Here is a 20,814-nt window from a genome sequence, read left to right as displayed (position 1 = left end):
CGCTAAAATTGCGCGGGGCAGGCAAAGCCGGCGATGGCGTCCAGCCTGAACGGGTTGAGAACTGAGCCGAACTGAATATCGAATTCGGCAGCCTGCCCGCCATTTGCAAATCGCACCCGCAGCAGATCGCCCGACTGGTTTTCGATGTCGGCGCCGTCGAACAGCCGGAATGGCGACCAGTCGCCGTTTTCGGTTTTCGCCTGCTGCCAGCCGCCCGGCTGGAAAGCGATGCGCGACAGGCTCGCCGTGTTTTCGCGCGAGGGCCAGGTGATCGATTTCGCCTGAATGGGGCCGTGATAATAAACCACCCGCTCGCCTTCGATTTCCAGCATCACCGCGCTGGAGGCATTGGTGAGCGAAACGGGTTTGACATTGATAGACACCGCCGGCGTCTCGCTGCCGTTCGGGAAAAAGGCGCGCGAAATCTTGTCGGCATTTTCGAACTGGGCAACGGCGCTGCTTGGAATGCCTGCGGCGCCGAAGGTGCCTTTCCAGCTCCAGGGGTTGGTCGTCTTGTCGACAAAGGCTTCCATTCGCTGTTTGAAGAAGGACTGGAAAACACCGGTCGGCCCAAAGAGACGGGTGAAATCCGCGATGGCGACATCGCGGGAAGATGACCTGTCGAAAGGATAACGTCCGGTCACGATGGAAGAGCAAAGGGATGCCGCATCGGCCGCCCAGAGTTCGGCAATGCGGCTGCGGGCGGATTTGACCGCAAGCGAGCCGACATCAGCCGCCACACCCGCCACCCACACATCGAGGGGCGCCGGCAATTCACGGGCCTGCTGCAACAGATCCTGATTGGCCTTGGTGAGTTGACTATCCACGTCGAACACCTTGGCGACTTCATCGGAGGTGGTTGCCGAACGGGCAAGCTGCTCGTTCAACATCTTGAAATGCGCGAGCAACTGTTCCGATGGCGAACCTCCGGTCTTGCCGCCATTGGCCTGCTCGCCCGTTGTGGCAGCGCCCTTCGCCGCCAGCATGTCCCGCAGTCTCGCATAGGGATCGGCTGCGTTCACCGTGGCGGCCAGAACGGCCGATGTTGCGTCGTCTTCAGCGGCGGAGGCGAGGGCGGCGGGGTCTGCTCCGGGGCGCAGATCGGTCGCCTCCGCGATCGATCTGGCAGCCTCCATCACGATATTGCGTTCATTGGCAAGCGCGCGGGTTGTTTCCACCGCGTCGCCAAGGGTCTGGGACGGCTTGACCCGAAGGTCGGCTAGCGTATCGGCCCATTTTTTCTCGAAACGGTCGAAATAGATTTGCAGCGCGGCCTGCGCCACCTGCTCGACGGTTGCGCCACGGAGTGCATCATCGGAACCGCGCACCCATCCTTCGGAAAGTGCTATGCGCGCCGCATGGGCGATCTGCGGAATGACGACGCTGCGATATCCCTCCGCCGTGAAAAGACCTTCGATGCCTTCCGCCATCGGCGCTTTGCTGCGCCGCTCGAAGGCGCGCTCTCCCAGCGGGCCGAAGGCCGTGGCGGGTGTCCATTCCATCAATTCCCGCGCCTGCGGAAGACCGGCGAGAATATCATAGGCGCGCGTGCCGACAGCCTGGTTGCGAATGGTTTCACGGGCAGTTGCGATGAGCCGTGCGTCGAGCTCAATCGGGGCGAGTACGCCGTCCGCCAGCGCTTTTGCATGCTGGTCGAGCGCTTCTCTCGCCGCCGCCCTTCCATCGCCGGGATAGAGGGAGGCAAACATCTGGTGCGTCTGCACGGTCAGGAAATCAGGGTCCAGCGCACCCATGCCGCCCAGCATTCCGTAGAGCTTCAGCGAATTGAAGGTGCGCGTGACATCCTTTTCATCCTTGAGCTGTTTCTGCAGCTGCACGATCATGCGCGGCAGGAGCAGGGCATTGAGCGCGCGCTGATAGGCGTCACGCTGCCGTCCCACGATCTTGCCTTCCTGATCGAGCCCGAAACTGACGTTCCACACTCTCTCGCGGGCAAAGCCGGAATTGACATCGCGCAGATTGTCGAGCGCGGGAAGGATGCGGAGAAAATCGGCGTCTGAAACATCGCGCACGGGAATGCCCTGAACAAGCTGTTCATAAGCGCCAAGTTTGCGATCCGCTTCGGCAAGCGCCTGTGTATTGGCGAAATAGGTGAAAATCCAGCCGGTGAAGACGATGGCGACTGCTGCGGCCGAAACACCATAGGCGATGCGTCGCACCAGCAATTGCCGTCCGGAAAGGCGCTTGTCGCGCATCACCAGCGCGGCTTCGGGGAAGATGACATCCTTGAAAAGCCGCGACAGGAAGTAGCTTCGGCGGGTTCGGGGCGCTGCGGGAGACCTTTCCGTTTCCGGCTGCGTTCCCGAAGCGAGATAAACGCCACGCAAAAGCGGCGCTTCGATCAGCGGGGACCGTGCGCAAAGTTCGGTCAGAGCCTCATGGAGCCGGTCTTTCAGCCGCGCGAGTTCGGCGGGGAAGCGGAAGATGCGGCCGCGCGTCTCGGCATTCTGCTCCTGCTGCAGGCGCTCGATCAGCATCGCATCGACCCGCTGTTGCAGCAGTTCGAACTCTTCCGTCAGGCGTTGCGGCAGATCCTCGGCGGTATAGCTCTCATCCAGCTTGAAGGTCGTGCCCCATACCTGCTGGCGGTCGGTCTTGTTGAAACCGTCGAAGAATTCGACGAAACCATGCAGCAGATCGGCCTTGGTCAGCACGATATAGACCGGAACGCGGGCGTGCAGATATTCATCCAGTTCCGAAAGCCGCTGGCGGATGGAGCGCAGTTCCTGCCGCTGTTCTTCGGGATCGCGGGTGAGAAGATCGGGGATGGACAATGTCACCAGCGCGCCGTTGATCGGCTGCGAGCGGCGATAGCGTCTCAGAAGGCCGAGGAATCCTTCCCAGCCGGCTTTGGATGAGCCATCGAGATCATCCTGTGTGGTGTAACGGCCGGCGGTATCGATCAATATCGCCTCGTCGGCGAACCACCAGTTGCAGTTACGCGTGCCGCCAATGCCCTTCACTGCGTTTTCGCCGAGCGCATCGCCAAGCGGAAATTGCAGGCCGGAATTGGTGAGCGCCGTCGTCTTGCCGGAGCCGGGTGCGCCAAAGATCACGTACCAGGGAAGGTCGTAAATATAACCGAAACGCTTTTTCGTGACCCGCCGCAGCAGCGCCAGCGCTTCCTTGAGACGCATCTGGATCTCGCCGACCTCGGCCTGGCGGTTGGCCAGGGCTTCGCGCTCGATACTGTCGACAAGGTCCTTGTCCTGCTTGCGCCCGCGATAAATGGTGATGGAGATATAAAGCAGCCAGATGGCGAGAACAATGCCGATGGCGATGAGCCGGGCCTGCGTCGTTCCCAAGGGCTTGAAATCACCCAGCGCGACCAGATAGCCGTAAAACCAGATGACGATGCAGAGCGCGACCACCCATAACAGCGACAGGAAACGGCGGCCGATGAGAGCGGCATAGCTCTCGACATAGGATCGGATCGTATAAAAATAGCTCAATGGATTCATGGCTGTGCCTCTTGCGACTGCTGTCCCGAACTGTTCTGGATGGTCGGCGAGAGAATGCCGGCGTCGCTCAGTTTTTCATCGGGATTGGTCAGGACCATGATTTCCGTTCTGCGGTTGATCTGGCGGCCTTCCTCCGTTTTGTTGTCGGCGATCGGGTCGCTGTCGGCACGGCCTTCCGTCAGGATCGCCTCCGGGCCGGTGAATTGTGAAAGAATGTCCCCGACGGCCTTGGCGCGGGCTTCGGAAAGGTGCCAGTTGGACGGAAATTCCACCGTCTTGATCGGCACCGTATCGGTATAGCCGATGACAACGGCGCGGAATTTCTCAGCCGCAAGCGCGCCGCCGATACGCTGGATGAGATCGCGGAACTGCGGGCTGACATCGGCGCTGCCGGTGGAAAACAGGCCCGAATTGTTGATGCGAATGCGCAGCCGCCCGTTTACATCCGCCAGCGTGACAAGCTTCTTTTCGACTTCCGGCTGAAGGAAGGCCATCAGCTTTTCAAGCCGGGAGGGTTGCCGTGGTTCCAACGGCTTCGGCGGTTCCACGACCTTGGGCGTTTCGACGAGCGCCGGCGGCTGGGGCGGGCTTGCGATCAGCACGCTCGGCGTCTCGTTCGGTGGGAGATGGGCGAGCCTCTCGAATGTGACATCTGATGCGTTGTTGAGCGACAGCGTGAAGAAGAGATAACCAAGCGCAAAGGCAAGCGCCATCAGGGACAGCAGGGTCCACAGCGCGGCCATCGTGCGCAATGGCGTATGACGGGCTTCCACGCCTTTCCAGTGCGGCGAAAGCTCCCGTTCGAAGGTGCCGTATTGGCCAATCAGCGTCTTGTAGAGGCTGTCGCGGATGCGCGAAAGCTCCAGCGCCCCCTTTGGCGAAACGCGGGTGCGCCCTTCGAAAGCCAGCGACAGGCAGAGATAGATCAGCAGCAGCAGATCCTTGCTGGCGCCGGGCGACTGGTGGAAATGGTCGAGAATGTCGAAAACCCGGTCGCCGCCGGTGACATCGTTGTGGAAGGTGGAGACAAGGCCGGAGCGCGCCCAACCTGCCCGCACGCCCCAGGGTTTGCTCAGAACGACATCATCCACCGTGGCGCAGACGACATAGTGCGCCGCTCTTGCCCGCTCGGGGCTGATGCGGGCGGAAGCGAGATCGCGCTCGTAGCGGGTGATCGCCTCAATGCAGGCGCGGCGAAGCTGATCGGGATCCGGCTCCGCATCGCTGAAGCGCAGCAGATGCGCGAGGTTGAGGAGGGGAGCGGCCGATTGCACGAGCGTCGGCACATCGCCGCCGCCGAAATGGAAACCGGAGAGCAGCTGATCGACCGGCATGGCGGCCGCGTGTGCCTTCGGTTGCCCGGCCGGCGCGTCAGTCTCGACAATGTCTTCGAGGATCGCCGCCATGTTGCGGGCGTTCTGGTTGCGTCGGCGGCTTTCCTCGGTGATTTCGACCACCGTTGGCAAATCCTGCCAGGAGGAGGGGTTTTCCTTGCTCATTCGCGTAACGCCCACATTTCCATCTCAAGTCCGGGGAACTCGCCTGCCAGATGCAGGGCAATCGCGCCGGAGGTCTCAAGCTGCTTCCAGAGGGGCGATTGCGTGTCGATCTCGAAATAGACGGTGCCGGACCGATAGGGCAATTGCCGCGGCAGGACCGGCAGGGAGCGCACTGGAATGCCGGGCAGAGCCACATTGACCAGTTCAGAAATCCGCTCCACCGGCCCGACCTTGATCTGTGCCGGCAGACGGCGGCGAATGTCTTCGGCGGCCATATCCGCGCGCACTGCGAGCACGAAGCCGGCATCGCGCAGCAGCGTGCGATCGTGGATGGTGCCGACGCGGACGCCGTGGCGGCGCTCCACCAGTTCGATCGCCACGGCTGCCTGTTCCAGGACCGCTGACAGCGATGTGCGCAGATCGTCGAAAACCGCCCCGAAGGTGGCTTTCAAGTCCTCGTGCCGATAGGGCGGGAAATCCGTCGCCCGCTTTCTGTCCGTGGTGAAGGTTGCAAGCTCGCCGGCAAGCTGGATGCAGTCTTCGTAAAAACGGATGGGGTGAAAGCGCGTGGCGTTGGCGCAGCGATGCGCCAGCAGCGGATCGGCCCGATTGAGGATTTGCAGCAGGAAATAATCGCCCACTTCCGCCGTTCCCCTTATCGTCGGATCGCCGATGCGTTCGGCAATTGCCTGGGCGCGGTGGCGCACGATCCCCAGAAGCTCCGTCAGCAATTCGTTGAGGCGGGGTGCCGCCGCGCAGCTCAGGCTCGGAGGAATGAAATCCGGGTCCAGAATGACCGCGCGATCAGAACGGACCTCGATGACCCTTGCAAGACCGATGAGATCGTAACCGGAGAGATCGTCGCCGGTTTTGAGGAATTTCAGGCTAAGACGGCCGACATCGATGGGCGCCACGAAATCCGTCTCGATATTGGTGTCGGAGACCTCATAGCTGGAGGCGGTGAAGCGCACATTGTTCGCATCGTTGCGGCCGCTGGCGGACATATCCGCCTTGCCCGGCTGCCGGGCCGGCAGGGCGAGATAGATAACGGCGTTCTTGACGCTTTCGTCGAGATCGAGCGGCGGCGGCAGGTCGGCATCTTCAGGCGCTTCGAAGGGCGTTCCATCGGGAAGAACGCCGCGCAGGTTCGACAGGGCGAATTGACCTATCGACAACGCGCTGCGGTCAATGCCGATTTCGGCGATGCCCCACGGATAAGGCGAGAGGTTGCGTGTGGCGTTGCGCACCAAGCGTTCGGTCCAGCGGTCGGATTGCTGAAAATGCTGAACGCGAAGAAACATGCCCTCGCTCCAGGCAACACGGTTCTCATGTCTCATCGTGGTTGTTTACCCCCTTTGCATGGGCCTTTATCGCGTCAGGTTCCTGCGTGGGCGCGGCCTCACCGCGCGCTGCCCGCTGCAGGAACTGCCTGACCGGCAATGGACGGCCGTTTTCCTCAAATTGCTTTTTGTAAGTGGACCAGTAGTCGGTCTTCATGATCAGCCCCTGCCAGTCGCGGCGCTCGATTTTGGCACGAAGATCGTTGCCGGCATCGACAGAGGCTTCGAGAAGCCTCGGCTCGAGTTTTTGCGTGCAGCCATGGATCAGCGTTTCAAGCGAGGCGGCGAGCCGCCGCTGCTGGCGGATGAGCTTTTCCATCCGTTCGCTCAGGGAGGCTGACGAACCGTGGCCGGCGCTCTCGCCTTCAACGTCGAGAATGGCCAGACAGTCGGCGCTTTCCTGCTCCAGCACGGTCAGAAGATCGCCGATCTCCTGCGCAGTCGAAGCGCCCGCAGCCGATGCGCCCTCTGGTGTCAGGTCTTCACCCGTTTCCGGGAAAACGCTGTCGAAATCCTCGTTACCTGAGGCCGAAACCGGACGAGAGATCATCACCGGCGTGTTCAGGGCGTCGGTATGTTCGTGCTCGCTGCTTGCAACCGGCTCCTCGTCCCAGTTATCCGGCAGAACGGTGCCTGTTCCACGCGCCGCGGGCGGCTCGCTCCAGCCGATCTCGACATTTCGCGAAATGGATTTCGCCTTCCGCTTCGCGCCCTCGCGCCATGTTTCGGACCAGTCGTCGGCGGAGGCGGTGTTGCCCAACACGCCGCCGGCCGAGCGGCCATTCGGGGCGATGTCGGCAAGTATCGCCGAAATGGTCAGCGGCTCGTCACTCATGCGCAGGGAAGCATCGGGATCGGAAAAATCCAGCTCGGCATCGCCGCTGATGGCGACCTGAAAAACCTGCCCGCCAATGTTGATTTGCGAACCGTCGCGGAGACGCGCGCTTTCGCCTTCCAGCAGCAGGCGGCCATCGACCAGCGTGCCGTTCGCGCTCTGGTCCAGTATCGTGAAACCTTCGCCATCGCGGCTGAGCGTGCAGTGCATCTTGGAAACGCGCCGCTCATTGTCGTCGATCTGCCAGTCGCAATCGCGAGACCGGCCGATGACGCGGCGGCCGCGCTCGAAGCTCCACTGACTGGCTCTTGCGGCTCCGATATTTCGTGTGTCCTTGAGTGCAAGCTTCATGTTCATGCCCTCACGCGGAAATCGCCGAGCCTTCCCGCTCGGTCACCACAGCATCGGCGCTGTCTTTTTCTGCGGGCGCCACGCGAGCCCAGCTATTCCAGCCGAGGCGGGCGGGGGCATCGGACTGGCCGAGGCGGCAAAAGGGAATGTCCTCCTTTTTCAGGATCACCTGCACATCGAAATGCAAGGCGCTTCCGACGAACAGGCGTGTCAGCGAAAATATCTCCGTAAGCCGCTTCGATCCGGGCGTCAGGGCCAGATAATCCGCATAGGCGACGGGACCGATCACGATCCGGAAGCCGCCGCTCATATCTTCGACAGCGCTTCCTGCCGTCGTGTTCTGTCCGAGCCTCAGCCCGGATGCCTGCCCGAGCTGACTTTGTTCGTGAAGCGGCAAAGCCACCCATCGCCGACGAAACTGCTCGACATTCACCGGAAGTCCCGTGAACTCGCAAAGCATGGAGGTCAGGGCCGAAACATTGCGGTTGCGGCCGGCCAGAAGGCCGCTGAAACGCAGGAGCGCATCTTCGCTCACGCCTGCCTTTTCCACCAGACCGGCTGTTCGGAACCCGGTGAGTGCAAGCAGGGTTTTGCGAAAACCGTTCTCCCGCTGCTCGGCCGACCAGCGCAATCCCCTTGCGAGGCGGTATTTTTCGGTCGCGGATACAAACAGTTCGCTGAACCTTGCCGCGAACAGATTGAAGAAGCTTGCCAGCGCGCCGGAGCGATTGCGCTCTTCCCGCTGCAGCAATTCGCCATAGACCGGCGGCAGCGAACCGAGCGGCCCGACAATGGGCGCGAAGGCGGATTTCAGTTCGGCCTGGCCGCGTTTGCGGTTGAAACCGCTGATCGCCAGCGGGGTCGGCTGTGTTCCGCCATGAGCGCCGACGACAATCCCATCATCCGCCGAAACCAGCTGGGCGACGCGAAACGCGGTGGCGGGCTCGAAACGGCCGGGATCGTCGCTGAGAAGCGCGGCCTGCCGGTCTTTCATGGTTGGCGTCTGCTGTTCCATCCCGGTCTCCTAGAGCAGCGGCCGGTCGGCCGCGCGGGCCGGCCAGCGGGCAATCGGTTTGGAGTGGCCGCGCATCGTCGCGGTCAGCCGCGTGAAACTGTTGATCGAGGTGTAGAGCCCGAAGAAATGATTGAGGACATTGGCGAACACAAATGCGGCAGGCCGCGCGATCAGCGCGGGGTCGAACTCCACGGTGATATCCGTTCCCGGCACCATGGCCGAGCCGATCCGGGCATGGGAATTCTGCGCCTCGACATTGCTGATCGCCTCCACGAGCTGCCGGGTCTCCGGGCTGTCCCTGAAGGAATAGAGCGACAGAATGTCCTTCAGTGCCGCGCCGCCGCTGTCGGTGAGGGAGAGATGGTTGAGGAGGAGATGCGAGATCAGCCGCCATTCACGCGCCGAGCGCTCGTTGACGCGGATCGCCGCGGTCGGCGGCATTAGCGCATGGATGGATTTTATAGCCTCGTTACCGGTAGAAAGCTGCAGGAAGGGGTGGCCTCCGCCAAAGGGAAGCTGGCTTGGCAGCTCGCGATTGATGCACAGCGTATCGATGCTCGCCACCATGTCGAGCGGTCCAAGCGGTCCGCGCTTCTGATCGACGAAGGCGATGTCCGTATCGGAAGAACCATCGTCGTCGAAACGGCGCTGTATCTGCCAGAAAACGTTTGCACCGTTGTTGCGCTGGGTGCGGCCGAAAAACGGGGAGGTCTTTTCCGTCTGTCCGGAACGGCTTGTCAGTTGAACGTTTTCGACGGCATAGATTTCGCGGGTCCGCTGCCGCCGTGCATCTGGCAGCAGCCGGTATTCCGTGCGCGTGCCATCGAGGCTGAGCGGTTCGCAGCTTTGTTTGAACAGGTTGATGACCGGCGAGGCGTTCAGCACGAAATCCCGGACCGATACCATGCGTTCAAGCTGTGTGTCCGCTGCATCCAGATAAATGTAAAGTTCGCAGTCGCCGCCGCTCCATTTGTCCAGCCCGTCGATGTCGAGAAAGAGAAATTTCTGTGGCAGCGCGAAGAACTCGGTGAGAAGCCGGTATCCGTCAAAACTGTTGGCCGGATAGGGCAACATGGCCTGATCGCGGGTATAGCCCGATGGCGTGAGATTGCCGGCGGGCAGGAAAATGGCTTCCTTGTCCTCGGCGTGCCGCGCAAGCGCCATGCCCACGCAATGATTGGTCAAAAGCTCGTAAAGCGCCGTGGCCTGCTGCCATGCGGCGGACAGAAAAACCTGAAGCTTCGTCAGGCCCATTTCCGGGAAAGTGCCGCCGCGCGGCGCCGTGCTGCGCAGCGAAAGCCGCAGGCAGCTGGCGGCGCCGGTAAACGAGGCCGAAAAAGGCGCGTCGATCGGCTGGCCGGACAGCGTTGCGGCTGCGATTTGCAGCGGCGCGATTTCCACTGCCTGCGTGGTGCGAAAACGGCAGCTTTCACCACCTACCGGCTCGGCAAGGATTTCGCTGTGTCGGGGAAGTGTCTGCACGGTTGCGAGCGCCGTGCTTGAGGTGAATTGAACCACGCTCATGGACGGGATCGGCGCAAGATAATGCGGGTAGAGCGTTTCCAAGAGGCTGTCCGACAGTTCCGGAAACTCGTCGTCCAGCTTCTGGCGCACACGGGCGGCGGAATAGGCGAAGCTCTGGATCAGCCGTTCGACATGGGGATCGTCGGCGACATCGCCCGTCATGCGCAGCCTGCCGGCAATCTTCGGAAACGCCGCCGCGAAACGCGATGCGCGTTTTCGCAGCGCGAAGAGTTCGTCATTGTATTTTTCGAGAAAGCCGTCAGCCATTCGTCGCCTCCACCAGAAAAAGCTGCGTTGACGGATCGATCCGGGATTCGAAGCTGATCGGCGGCATGCCTTCCTGAAGGCGGAAACTTGCCTGTATGCGCATGCGAAGCGCCCGGTCGCCATCCGTGCGGTTTTTCAGGATCGTCACATGCACATCGGCAAGACGGGTTTCGAACAGGGAAATCCGTCGCTCGATGCTGCGTGCGAGCCGCGCCTTGGAGGCATCCGTCACCAGATTGGCCGAAAGAATGCCGTCCACGCCATAGCTCACCAGCGCATCGGTAAGCTCTTTCAGCGCTGCCGGGGGGCCGGCGGGGTTGCGGCGGGTATTGAGCAATGCCTCGAGATCGCGGCGGATCACCTCGCGCATCTCGCGTGCCTGATCCTTCAGGCTGACGAGCATATCCGTTTCCGCATCCGGCGCGTCATCGAGAAGCCGGTCCAGAACGGAGCGTGACAGCGTTCTCTGCCGCGCGCGATATTGCTCGAGTGGATCAACCACGGGCGATCTGCCTTTCATCGTCGGAGGCGGCGGAAAGGGAACCGATCTCGTGGAACGGCACCACATCGTCGCCAATGAGCAGGCAGCGCTGGCCTTGCCCGGTTGCCAGAGGCCGGTCATCCTCGCTCCATCGGGTTTCCCGGCCGAGGAGGAGGCCGACATCGTCCTTCGCACCGTAATAGATCGCCGGGAGCAGCACGGATGCGACCGCGCCGTCGCGCAATGTCAGCTCAGCCCCGCGGAAAGCGAGGTCGCGCGGGCGGCTCATCGGGTCGATGATGAGGCTTTCTATCCGATCGTAATCGATCCACAGGTAGCGACCGCCATTGGTCAGCACTTCCAGCGCATGCGGAATCCGGTCGTCCAGATCGCGAATATCGCCGGCGCTCTTGCCGTTGCGGCTGATTGGTACGTTGCCGCGTTTTTCATCGAGTTCAGCCAGTGCGGTTCTGGCGGCATCCGCATCGCCGCTGCGTGCAGCGATATTCGCCCGGATGGCCAGTTGGTCGAGTTCGGACGGACCGCCGGGAAAATCTGGCACCGCGCCGGTTTCGAACCACGCATTGCGCGCGGCCATGGCGCGCAGCTGGTGGCGAAAGAGGGAGAACCCGACGCTGTCCTGCGGCGAAAATGTTGCGGCGAGATTGCACTGTGCATCGGCCTTTTCATAGTCGCCGGCAAGGACCAGCAGGTCGATGTAGAAATGACGGCCATCCTTGTCGGTCGGCTTTGATTTCACATGGTCCCGCGCGAGCCCAATTGCGTCTTGCAGCCGGTTGTCGTCCAGGAGGTGGGAAATATCGTCGCGCAGTGTCATGCGGATATCCTTTGCGGCTCGGCTGAAGACCGGGATGCGGCGGCGGGCGGCATCACGGTTTCGGCAATGAGGTGGAAGCTCGTGGAGACGTCATCGAGCTGGAAATGCGGCTGAAGGCGCACGGTGCAGGAGAATGTTCCCGGCTTGCCGGGAACCTCGAAAACTTTGATCCCGGCGGAGCGCAGCGGGTAGCGCGTGCGCAGCGCCGCTTCCGCATCGTCATTGCCAAGCGTGTATGAGGAAAGCCAGCCTTCCAGCTTGCGCTCTATCGTCGAGGCATCGCTCAGCTGGCCGATATCGTCGCGCATGATGACCTTGAGGTAATGCGAGAACCGGGAGGCGCACAGCACATATTGGAGCATGGCCGCGAGGCGGGCGTTCTGTCTTGCGGCTTCGCTGGAATAATGGCCGGGGGCATGCAGGGACTGGTTGGCGTTGAAGATCGCCATGCCGGAGAGATAGGTGGTGGAGACGGGCACGATGCCGAGATCGGAAAATTGCTGCTCCTGCCCGGTCGTCAGCTGCACTTCGACGGGCGGCTGTGCGGAAAGGCCGTTGCTTTCGATGCCGAGATCGAGCGGTGGCAATTGCCGGGAAGAGAGCATGCCGCCATCCACGGCATCCTGCGTCACACCGCGCAGATCCGCAAACCAGCCGGAATCGACGAAATTGCGCACGACCACCGTTGCAAAGGCGAAAGCGGCGTTGCCCCAAAGCAGGGTCTCGCCGCTTTCCGCCACATGCTCGCGGAATGGAAATCCGTCATCGCGCCCCCGCGCGTAGGGCCTGTATGGCGAGCGCATCAAAACGCGCGGCGCAACAAGGCCGACAAAGCGGGAATCGTCGCGTGCGCGAAGCGCATGCCAGCGAAGCCGCGATTTGTCCTGCTTCAGCGAGGAAAAGTCGTGAACTCGGCTGAGTTCGGAAAAATCCTGCAGGCCGACGGCGGAAGGTGCTGCCGCTGCGACGAAGGGGCAGAAGGCGGCCGCAGCCACCATGCCGATCTGTGACAGCGTGGTGATGGAATCGGCGCCCTGAAGATCATCGGGGGAAAAGGCGTAGTCGCCGATCAACAGGCCGACCGGCTCGCCGCCCGGCATGCCGAATTCGCGATTATAGACGACTTCGAAAAGATGGCTCTGGTCGAAGTCGGTGGCCCTTTCCGTGTTGCGGGCAAGATCGCGCCAGCTGGCGTTCAGCAGCTTCACCTTAACGTCGGCGCCGCGGCCAGCCTCACGAACGACCATGGCAAGCCCGCGCCATCTCGCTTCCATCGCCTGAAAATCAGGGTGATGGAGAATGGCGTTAACCTGACCGGTCAGCGCATCGTCGATGAGGGCGATGAGCTGATCGGCAAAAATGCGGGCGTCCGGAAAGGACTGATGCGCCATGAGCGGGCTCCGGGTGACGAACGGGGCCGGGGTGGCGGACCACCCCGGTCCAGGTTCAGTTCTTGGACGGAATACGCGCGACCATGCGCAGCGAGGTCGTCAGTTCTTCCATCTGCAACCAGGGCCGCATCCATGCGACCGCATTGTAGGCGCCGGGTTTGCCCGGCACTTCCTGCACGGTCACCTTGGCGTCGCGCAGCGGATATTTCGCCCGGCTTTCTTCACCCGCTTCGTCATTGGCGTTGACGTAGTTGGCGATCCAGCGGTTGAGCCAGACTTCGCAATCGGACGCTTCCATGAAGGAGCCGATCTTGTCGCGGCCCATCACTTTGAGATAATGCGCGAAGCGCGACGTGGCCATGATGTAGGGCAGGCGGGCCGAAACGGCGGCGTTGGCCGTTGCTTCCGGCTTGTCGTAAAGCTTGGGCTTGTGCGCGGTCTGGGCACCGAAGAACACTGCATAGTCTGTGTTCTTGTAGTGGCAGAGCGGCAGGAAGCCGAGCTTGCCCAGTTCGGCGTCGCGACGGTCGGTAATGCCCACTTCCGTCGGGCATTTCAGATCAAGATCGCCGTCATCGCTGGAGAAGACGTGCATGGGCAGATTTTCCACCCGGCCGCCATTTTCCGCACCGCGGATCGCCGTGCACCATCCGCTCTTTGCAAAAGCGTCGGTCAGCTTGGTGCCCATGACGTAGGCGGCGTTCATCCAGCAATATTCGTCATGCTGAAGGTCGCCATTCACCGCACCCTTGGTCTCGTCATAGGCGAAATCGTCGATAGGGTTGGTCTTCGGGCCATAGGGCATGCGCGCCAGCACACGCGGAAGAGCGAGCGTTACGAAGCGGGAATCGTCGCTTTCGCGGAAGCTGCGCCACTTGGCGTATTCCACCGTATCGAAAATCTTCTCCAGATCGCGCGGGCGTGCAAGATCGCGATAATCCTCGAAGCCGAACATGTGCGGGCTGGCCGCCGAGATGAACGGCGCAAAAGCGGCCGCCGCAATCGACGAGACACCCTGCAGCAACTGCACGTCGTCGAAGGAATTGTCGAATTCGTAGTCACCGATGATGGCGCCGAGCGGCTCGCCGCCGGGGGTGCCGAATTCGTCTTCATAGATCGCCTTGAAAAGGCGGGACTGGTCGAATTCAACGGCCTTTTCCAAATCGCGCGCCAGTTCCCGCTTGCCGGCGTTCATGACGCGGATCTTCAGGTTGACGCTCGTCTCGGAATTCTTGACGAGATAGTTGAGCCCGCGCCAGGTGCCTTCCAGCTTGGCGAATTCCGGCGCCTGCATGATCGCGGCGAGCTGTTCGGAAATGGTCCGGTCCAGCTCGGCAATCGCATGGTTGAGGGTGACGGTGAGGTTGCGGTCATATTTGACCGTTCCCTTCAGCGCCTGGTCTGTCAGCGTGCGCAGGAGGTTCTGCGCGCGGTCCGGTTCGGTCTGGCGGGTTGCGGCAACCACCTTGGACAGCAGTCCCTGATCTTCGGCGGTCGTTGCCTGGGCTTCGCTTTTCAGCAGGCTTTCAGCGCTCATGTTTCAGTCCTTCCACATGCGGCTTTTAAATGCCGCTTGAACAGTTGAAGCCCCGGAGCGGGGCCGTTCGGGGAGGTTTTCCTCCGCACAGGCGATTATTCGCTCGCGCCGTTCTTTTCCTTGAGTTCGGAAACCAGCGTTGCGAGGTCGGTCTTGTTCTGCAGAATATCTTCCAGCAGCCGTTCCAGATCTTCCGAGCGGTCGGCCTTGGACAACAGGTCGCGCAGTTCGTTGCGGGCGTCCAGAAGCGCCTTGAGGGCGGGAACTTGCTGCACGACGGCGCCGGGTTCGAAATCGTCCATGCTTTCGAACTTCAGGTTGACCTGCATGTCCGTGCCGTCTTTTTGCAGCGTGTTGGCAACGGCAATGTTGAGGCCAGGCGTCATGCGGCGCATCACCTCGTCGAAATTGTCGCGGTCGATCTGAACAAATTTGCGCTCGCCGAACGGCTTCAGCGGCTGTGTTGGATTGCCCGAGAAATCGCCGAGAACGCCGACAACGAAGGGCAGTTCCTTGACCACCATCGCGCCTTCGGTTTCGACTTCGTATTTGATGTGGACGCGGGGCTTGCGAACCCGTTCCAGCTTTTCGTGTACACTTGCCATTTCAACCTCCTTGATGCCCCTTGGCATGGCTGACTGTTACGGGACGGCGTCTCCGTCCCTTGCCTCGTTATTTTCCGTTGTTGTCTCCGCCGGGCTTGATCCCGGCGGCCGTCAGAACGGCATTGCGGGCCTGTGCCTCGGGCAGAAGCTCCGCCAGCAGTTCGGAAAAATCCATGCGCCCCCTGCGAACCAGCGTTTCGATGGAAAGAGAAATCGGCGAATGCGGTTCGGTCCGGCGAAAGTAACGCGCAACCGAAAGAAGAGTTTCAAACGCTTCATCGCGGGAAGATATGCCTTCCGGAGAAGTTGCGGATGTCCGCATGGCGGGCTGGCCGCTTTCATCCGCACTGGTAGCCGCAGCCGTAGCCCGTTCGAGCGGTGCCGTTTCCTCGTCGCGCCCACCCAGCGTGCGAAGCGCCGCAGCCGCTTCGATAAGCGTGTTGCGTATATTGGAGCTCGGCGGGGCGGCCTGGCCGCAACGTTCGGAAAGAACGGCCGTGATGGCATCAAAAGAGGAGAGGCAGGCATTTACCTCGGCCAGATGGGAAGACATGGCGGCAACGCCTGCTTCTGATGCGAGCCGATACAGTTCTTCGCGCCGTTTGCTCTCGTTCGGTCGCTGCGCCAGCTGGAAATCCCAGAGGCTGTGCTCTCCAAATTTCCTACCGGGGATCAGCGGCGCAAGCCGAAGCGGCTGCACAAGCGTCCCCTCGGCGCCGATGCCGTTCAATCCCGCAAAAGGTGCAAATTTTTCCTCATCATTATCATCGCTGATGGAGCGCAATGAGTCCCAATGGTTGTAGAAAAGATCGCCACAAAGCTCATAGATTTCTCGCAGTCCAGGAAAGCCGCGCAGCCGCAGGCTTGCTTCGGCAAGCCACGCCAATATTTCTATGTCCTTGCTTTCGGAATATATAATCTGCAATCCAAGATTGCTGACACTGTCCCAGCTACTGGAGATCTTTAAGTTATCCTGTGGGGACGTGGCACGCTCTTCTGTGCGTGCCTGATTTCTTTCATCCTTAATTCTGTAGTATATTTCACGCGTTCTTGAATCGATCCGGATATTTTCTCCGCAATCGCCAAAAAATTCTGTATCTCTTTTAACATGCGGCGCGTTCAAGAGCAGTTTATCCCCAGAAAATAGTAATTGATTTTTTGTAGTTACTTCCCTTACGTAAGGCTATTCCTCAGACAGACTTATTCAAAATGTGTCTAAATTGTGGCGCCTACCACCTAATCTAACCCGATAAAAAATAAACTTCGGGGTGGACAACCCGGTTTCATCATCATAGTTATTCCACGTCACGTTGTGGAATGAACCCGGGCAGGAGGCTCATTGCATGTCGCATATCGATCTCAATCGCCTCGTTGAAGCGCTTGAGCCTGACCTGCGCGTCTCGCTTGAAGCTGCGGCTTCTGTTGCGGTGCGTATGGGGCACAGGTACGTGGATATCCCGCATTGGCTGCTAGCGGTTGTAGATGCCGGCATCTATGCGAAAACATTCGAAGAATTAAAAATTCCACTTCCGGTATTGCAGACGGAAATCGGCCGCAGCCTGGAAGAGGCTGTTATCGGCGATGGAGAGGCATTGTCGCTCTCCCAGAACATTCTGACGGTGGGCCGTGAGGCATGGGTTCTCGCGTCGCTGGAGGCCGGGCGCGACCGCGTGACGCTTTGCGATCTGCTTCTGGCGATGGACGAGGAAACCTCACTCCGCTCTTTTGTCCGCTCGGCATTTCCGTCGCTGAAGGCGATGGATCGCGCGGCTCTCGAACGCCTTCGCAGTTCGGTTGAAGACAGCAGCGGAAGAGAGGTTCCTTCCGCGACGGCGGGCGCCGCGCCGGCCGCCGGCCAGAACGATTTTCTGCGTCTTTACACCCAGGACATGACCGCCGACGCCCGGAACGGCAAGGTCGATCCGGTGATCGGGCGCGATGATGAATTGCGCCAACTCGTTGATATTCTTACGCGCCGTCGTCAGAACAATCCCATTCTGGTGGGTGAAGCCGGGGTTGGCAAAACGGCGGTCGCCGAAGCGCTGGCGCTCGAAATCGCTTCCGGAAATGTGCCGGAAAAATTGCGCAACGTTCGCCTGCTGAACCTCGATATTTCGCTGCTGCAGGCCGGTGCCGGCGTGAAGGGTGAGTTCGAGCGCCGTCTTCATGGCGTGATCGATGCGGTAAAACGCTCGGCCGAGCCGGTCATCCTGTTCATCGACGAGGCGCACGGGCTTGTCGGCGCCGGTGGTGCGGCCGGACAGGGCGATGCGGCCAATATTCTCAAGCCTGCTCTCGCGCGCGGCGAAGTCCGCACCGTCGCGGCTACGACCTGGAGCGAATACAAGAAATATTTCGAAAAGGATGCGGCGCTGACGCGTCGTTTCCAGCCCGTGCATGTGCGCGAGCCGGATGAAACGACCGCGATCCGCATGTTGCGCGGTGTCGCCGATAGCTTCATCAGCCATCATAACGTTATCGTTCGTGACGAGGCGATTGTGGCGGCAGTGCAATTATCGGCGCGTTACATGCCGGCGCGGCAATTGCCGGACAAGGCCGTCAGCCTTCTCGATACGGCGGCGGCGGCCGTTTCGTTGGCGCGGCAGACCCTGCCGGAACGGCTGCGCGCCATGGAAAGCGAGCGGCGTCTTCTGACCGATGAGTTCAACTGGCTCCTGCGTGAACCGCAGGATGACGAGATGCAGGGCCGTATCCAGTCGATACGCGACGAAGTCGAGAAGCTTGAGAGCGGGATCGACGATCTGCGTGGCCGTTACGATGCGGAAATGGCTGAACTCAGCGAAGAGCAGCCCGTTGAAACCGGCGCGTCGAATGTGTCGCGCCTGCGGCCTGCGGCTGAGACCAAACCGGCAAATGCCGAAAGACTAGTGCCGACGATGGTCGATCGTGAAGCGATTGCATCCGTCGTATCGCGCTGGACCGGAATTCCGCTCGGTAAACTTCTGGCCGACCAGATCGAAAGCGCGCGCACATTGGATGCGCGCATGCGCCAGCGAGTCGTGGGGCAGGATGCTGCAATCGGCCGCATCGCCGATGCCATGCGCACCGCCCGTGCCGGATTGTCCGATCCACGCCGCCCGCCTGCCGTGTTCTTCCTCGTCGGCATGTCCGGAACGGGCAAGACCGAGACGGCGCTGTCGCTCGCCGATCTGCTCTATGGCGGCAACAGCCATCTGACGACGATCAACATGTCGGAGTTCAAGGAGGAGCACAAGGTTTCGCTGCTTCTCGGTTCGCCGCCCGGTTATGTCGGTTTCGGCGAAGGCGGCGTGTTGACGGAAGCGGTTCGCCGCCGGCCGTTCGGCGTTCTCCTTCTCGATGAGATCGATAAGGCTCATCCCGGCGTCCAGGATATTTTCTATCAGGTGTTCGACAAGGGCGTGCTGCGCGACGGCGAAGGTCGCGACGTCGATTTCAAGAACACCACGATCTTCATGACGGCCAATACCGGTTCGGAACTGCTGGCCGCGCTTTCCGCCGATCCGGATACGATGCCGGAAGGCGAGGCGCTGGAAGCGCTGCTGATGCCGGAGCTGACCAGACAGTTCAAGCCCGCATTCCTCGGGCGCACGATCATCCTGCCTTTCATGCCGCTCGGTGCGGAAGAACTCGCAAGGATTGTGGATATGCAGATCGGCAAGATCAGGGAACGCGTGCTCGCAATATACGGCGCCGACCTGACCCTTTCCGATGCCGCGCGCGACGCGTTGGTGGCGCGTGCCGGTGCAAGTGAAATCGGCGCACGCGCCATCGAAATCATGATCGGCAGGGATCTCCTGCCGCCTCTTTCCAGCTTTTTCCTCGAGAAGGTCATCGCGGGAGAGCGTGTCGGGACGATCATTGTCGATTTTGGTGAAAACGGGTTCGGCATTCGTGCCGAAGAGGCTGGGGAAGCAGATGAATTCGCCGTAACCGAAGAGGTTGGGGTGGATAAAGTTGCCGCGTCGGATGGGGCTACCCGACGCATGCGGCATTAAACGAAGGGTAACTCGGCCTCGGAGCAAGAGGTCATTTCAGCTACAGGAGCTTACAGCATGCCAATTTATCTGCAGATTGACGGTATCCAGGGCGACGCCACGCATGAGGAGCACCGCAAGTGGATGGATATTGAAGCCATTCACTGGAACGTGGCCCGCAACATGAACACCTCTGCTGGTTCTGCTGCAAACCGCGAAGCATCCGAGCCGACGATCTCGGAAGTCATTCTGACCAAGGTTAGCGATTCTTCTTCCACCAAGCTTTTCCAGGAAGCCTGCGCCGGCCGCACTGGCAAGCTCGCAACCATCCATCTGGTGACCACGGGCAATCCCGGCAACACCTATATCGAGTATCTGCTGACGAACACACTCATCGCCAGCTACTCGGTGGATTCCAGCGGTGACCGTCCGGTGGAAACGATCAAGCTCAACTTCACCAAGATGGAAGTGAAGTACACGCCGTTCGACGACAACAACTCGCCGCAGTCTCCGATGATCGCCTCTTACGATCTGGCGACGACGAAGGCCGCCTGATGACAAAGGTCCGGTGCCTTAGCGGGCACCGGACCATATATCCGGGCTTGCGGACCAACAGCTCGTAACGCTGACGGTGCCGCATTTTTCGTTATGTCGTCCAGAGGGAGGCGTGTTGAATGCCTAATTTTTCCGTTTCTACAGACAGTTTCACCGTCCGTCCCGTTCGGCAGGACGAAGTCCTGGCACCTCAGAAGATGGGTCGAGGACCCGATCTTTCGTATATGAGCCTTCCCGACGGCCCGAGGCAATTCAATCAGCGCGCAGCTGTTGGTGGAGCGGCGGCAGCCGTGTTCAGCCAGGCTGCCGCCGCTCTCAACGAGGGCGCAATTTCCGTCTGGTTGCGGAAGTGGCTGCGAGCAAATGAAACCAAGATTGGCCAGGCTTTGCTGCAGCACCGGCACAGTGCGTTCGCCTTGCAGGTGAATTATGCCGTCGCTAATTCGTTCGGCAATCAGATGTTCTTATCGAGAGACATATATCTTCTCGGAACCGCACCCACGGCGAAAGAGATCGGGACCGTTCTTACCCCGGATGTGATGTTTGGCCCAAAGATGGATGTGACGACCAACTATGCAACGAAACTCCAATACGCTTATCTGGTTGGGGAGCGACGCTGACGGAAGTTCGAGCATGGAGACCCTTGGCTCTCTTTCTGGCACGAACGAATTCAGGTGATGAGTGACGGCGCCGAGCGCCCTCGCTTCACGATCAGCAATAGTTGAAGGCGATAGCCCATGCATGCCGCTTCTCATTCTGTACATTGCGGAGATAGACAATGAGCGACCAGCCCTCGCCGTCTGATTTCATTCAGGCGAGCCGCGTTCTGAAGGTCACGTCCCCGTTGGGCGAGGACCAGCTTCTTCCGGAGCGTCTGACGGTCGAGGAAGGCGTGTCGCAACTCTTCGACATCCGTCTGACGGTGCGGGCCAAGAAAGAAGCGGTCAAGCCTGAGGAACTGATCGGACGGCTGGTCGATGTTTCAGTCGAGGTGCAACAGGGCTCTGGCGAAGAGGGCAGCGGCGTGCGCCGCCCCTTCAACGGCCTGGTTACCGAGTTGCATGAGGGTCCGCCTATCACTCGGGGCCTTCGCTCCTATGCCATGACCATCCGCCCG

General features: G+C 60.7%; 16 protein-coding genes. 4 read left to right on the top strand and 12 right to left on the bottom strand.

What is annotated here, in order from left to right; genetic code table 11:
- Window positions 1–2 precede the first annotated feature (2 nt).
- The 12 genes from tssM to tssA form a co-directional block, all read right to left on the bottom strand.
- Window positions 3–3,482 carry a type VI secretion system membrane subunit TssM gene (gene tssM / locus BS627_RS10290; protein ID WP_077983131.1) on the bottom strand — a complete coding sequence of 1,160 codons (3,480 nt, stop codon included), beginning with the start codon at window positions 3,480–3,482 and terminating at the stop codon, window positions 3–5.
- Entirely contained in the window at window positions 3,479–4,981 is a 1,503-nt protein-coding gene (tssL, locus tag BS627_RS10285) for a type VI secretion system protein TssL, long form (RefSeq protein ID WP_077983130.1), read from the bottom strand. Before tssL ends, tssM begins: the two co-directional genes overlap by 4 nt.
- A complete protein-coding gene (gene tssK / locus BS627_RS10280) occupies window positions 4,978–6,318 on the bottom strand; it encodes a type VI secretion system baseplate subunit TssK (protein WP_077983129.1) in 1,341 nt (446 codons plus the stop codon). Before tssK ends, tssL begins: the two co-directional genes overlap by 4 nt.
- Entirely contained in the window at window positions 6,308–7,513 is a 1,206-nt protein-coding gene (locus BS627_RS10275) for a type VI secretion system-associated FHA domain protein (RefSeq protein ID WP_165691215.1), read from the bottom strand. Before BS627_RS10275 ends, tssK begins: the two co-directional genes overlap by 11 nt.
- A 4-nt stretch (window positions 7,514–7,517) precedes the next feature.
- A complete protein-coding gene (gene tssG / locus BS627_RS10270; RefSeq protein ID WP_077983128.1) occupies window positions 7,518–8,522 on the bottom strand; it encodes a type VI secretion system baseplate subunit TssG in 1,005 nt (334 codons plus the stop codon).
- Window positions 8,523–8,531: 9 nt separating this feature from the next.
- On the bottom strand, window positions 8,532–10,313 hold the full coding sequence (gene tssF / locus BS627_RS10265) for a type VI secretion system baseplate subunit TssF (RefSeq protein WP_077983127.1): 1,782 nt from the start codon (window positions 10,311–10,313) through the stop codon (window positions 8,532–8,534).
- Window positions 10,306–10,815, bottom strand: a complete 510-nt coding sequence (gene tssE / locus BS627_RS10260) for a type VI secretion system baseplate subunit TssE (protein ID WP_077983194.1) — start codon at window positions 10,813–10,815, stop codon at window positions 10,306–10,308. Before tssE ends, tssF begins: the two co-directional genes overlap by 8 nt.
- Window positions 10,808–11,632, bottom strand: a complete 825-nt coding sequence (locus BS627_RS10255; RefSeq protein WP_077983126.1) for a type VI secretion system accessory protein TagJ — start codon at window positions 11,630–11,632, stop codon at window positions 10,808–10,810. Before BS627_RS10255 ends, tssE begins: the two co-directional genes overlap by 8 nt.
- Complete coding sequence (tssC, locus tag BS627_RS10250) at window positions 11,629–13,023, bottom strand: type VI secretion system contractile sheath large subunit (protein WP_077983125.1); 1,395 nt, start codon at window positions 13,021–13,023, stop codon at window positions 11,629–11,631. Before tssC (BS627_RS10250) ends, BS627_RS10255 begins: the two co-directional genes overlap by 4 nt.
- A 55-nt stretch (window positions 13,024–13,078) precedes the next feature.
- Window positions 13,079–14,560: a type VI secretion system contractile sheath large subunit gene (tssC, locus tag BS627_RS10245; RefSeq protein WP_077983124.1), complete on the bottom strand. Its 1,482-nt coding sequence runs from the start codon at window positions 14,558–14,560 to the stop codon at window positions 13,079–13,081.
- A 95-nt stretch (window positions 14,561–14,655) separates the two neighbouring features.
- Window positions 14,656–15,165, bottom strand: a complete 510-nt coding sequence (gene tssB / locus BS627_RS10240) for a type VI secretion system contractile sheath small subunit (RefSeq protein WP_077983123.1) — start codon at window positions 15,163–15,165, stop codon at window positions 14,656–14,658.
- 67 nt (window positions 15,166–15,232) lie between these two features.
- A complete protein-coding gene (gene tssA, locus BS627_RS10235) occupies window positions 15,233–16,288 on the bottom strand; it encodes a type VI secretion system protein TssA (RefSeq protein ID WP_077983122.1) in 1,056 nt (351 codons plus the stop codon).
- A gap of 220 nt (window positions 16,289–16,508) precedes the next feature.
- Here tssA and tssH point away from each other — a divergent pair, with 220 nt between their 5' ends.
- The 4 genes from tssH to BS627_RS10215 form a co-directional block, all read left to right on the top strand.
- The gene (gene tssH / locus BS627_RS10230; RefSeq protein WP_077983121.1) at window positions 16,509–19,163 is read left to right on the top strand and encodes a type VI secretion system ATPase TssH; all 2,655 of its coding nucleotides are present in this window, start codon (window positions 16,509–16,511) and stop codon (window positions 19,161–19,163) included.
- Between the two features lie 57 nt (window positions 19,164–19,220).
- Window positions 19,221–19,697, top strand: a complete 477-nt coding sequence (locus BS627_RS10225) for an Hcp family type VI secretion system effector (protein ID WP_003504561.1) — start codon at window positions 19,221–19,223, stop codon at window positions 19,695–19,697.
- Window positions 19,698–19,816: 119 nt separating this feature from the next.
- Window positions 19,817–20,317: a hypothetical protein gene (locus BS627_RS10220; RefSeq protein ID WP_077983120.1), complete on the top strand. Its 501-nt coding sequence runs from the start codon at window positions 19,817–19,819 to the stop codon at window positions 20,315–20,317.
- 158 nt (window positions 20,318–20,475) lie between these two features.
- On the top strand, window positions 20,476–20,814 hold a 339-nt coding region (locus BS627_RS10215; RefSeq protein WP_276327076.1), incomplete at its 3' end, for a contractile injection system protein, VgrG/Pvc8 family.

The sequence above is a fragment of the Agrobacterium salinitolerans genome, assembly GCF_002008225.1.
GTDB classification, from domain to species: Bacteria; Pseudomonadota; Alphaproteobacteria; order Rhizobiales; family Rhizobiaceae; genus Agrobacterium; species Agrobacterium salinitolerans.
This window is presented reverse-complemented; position numbering and strand designations above follow the sequence as displayed.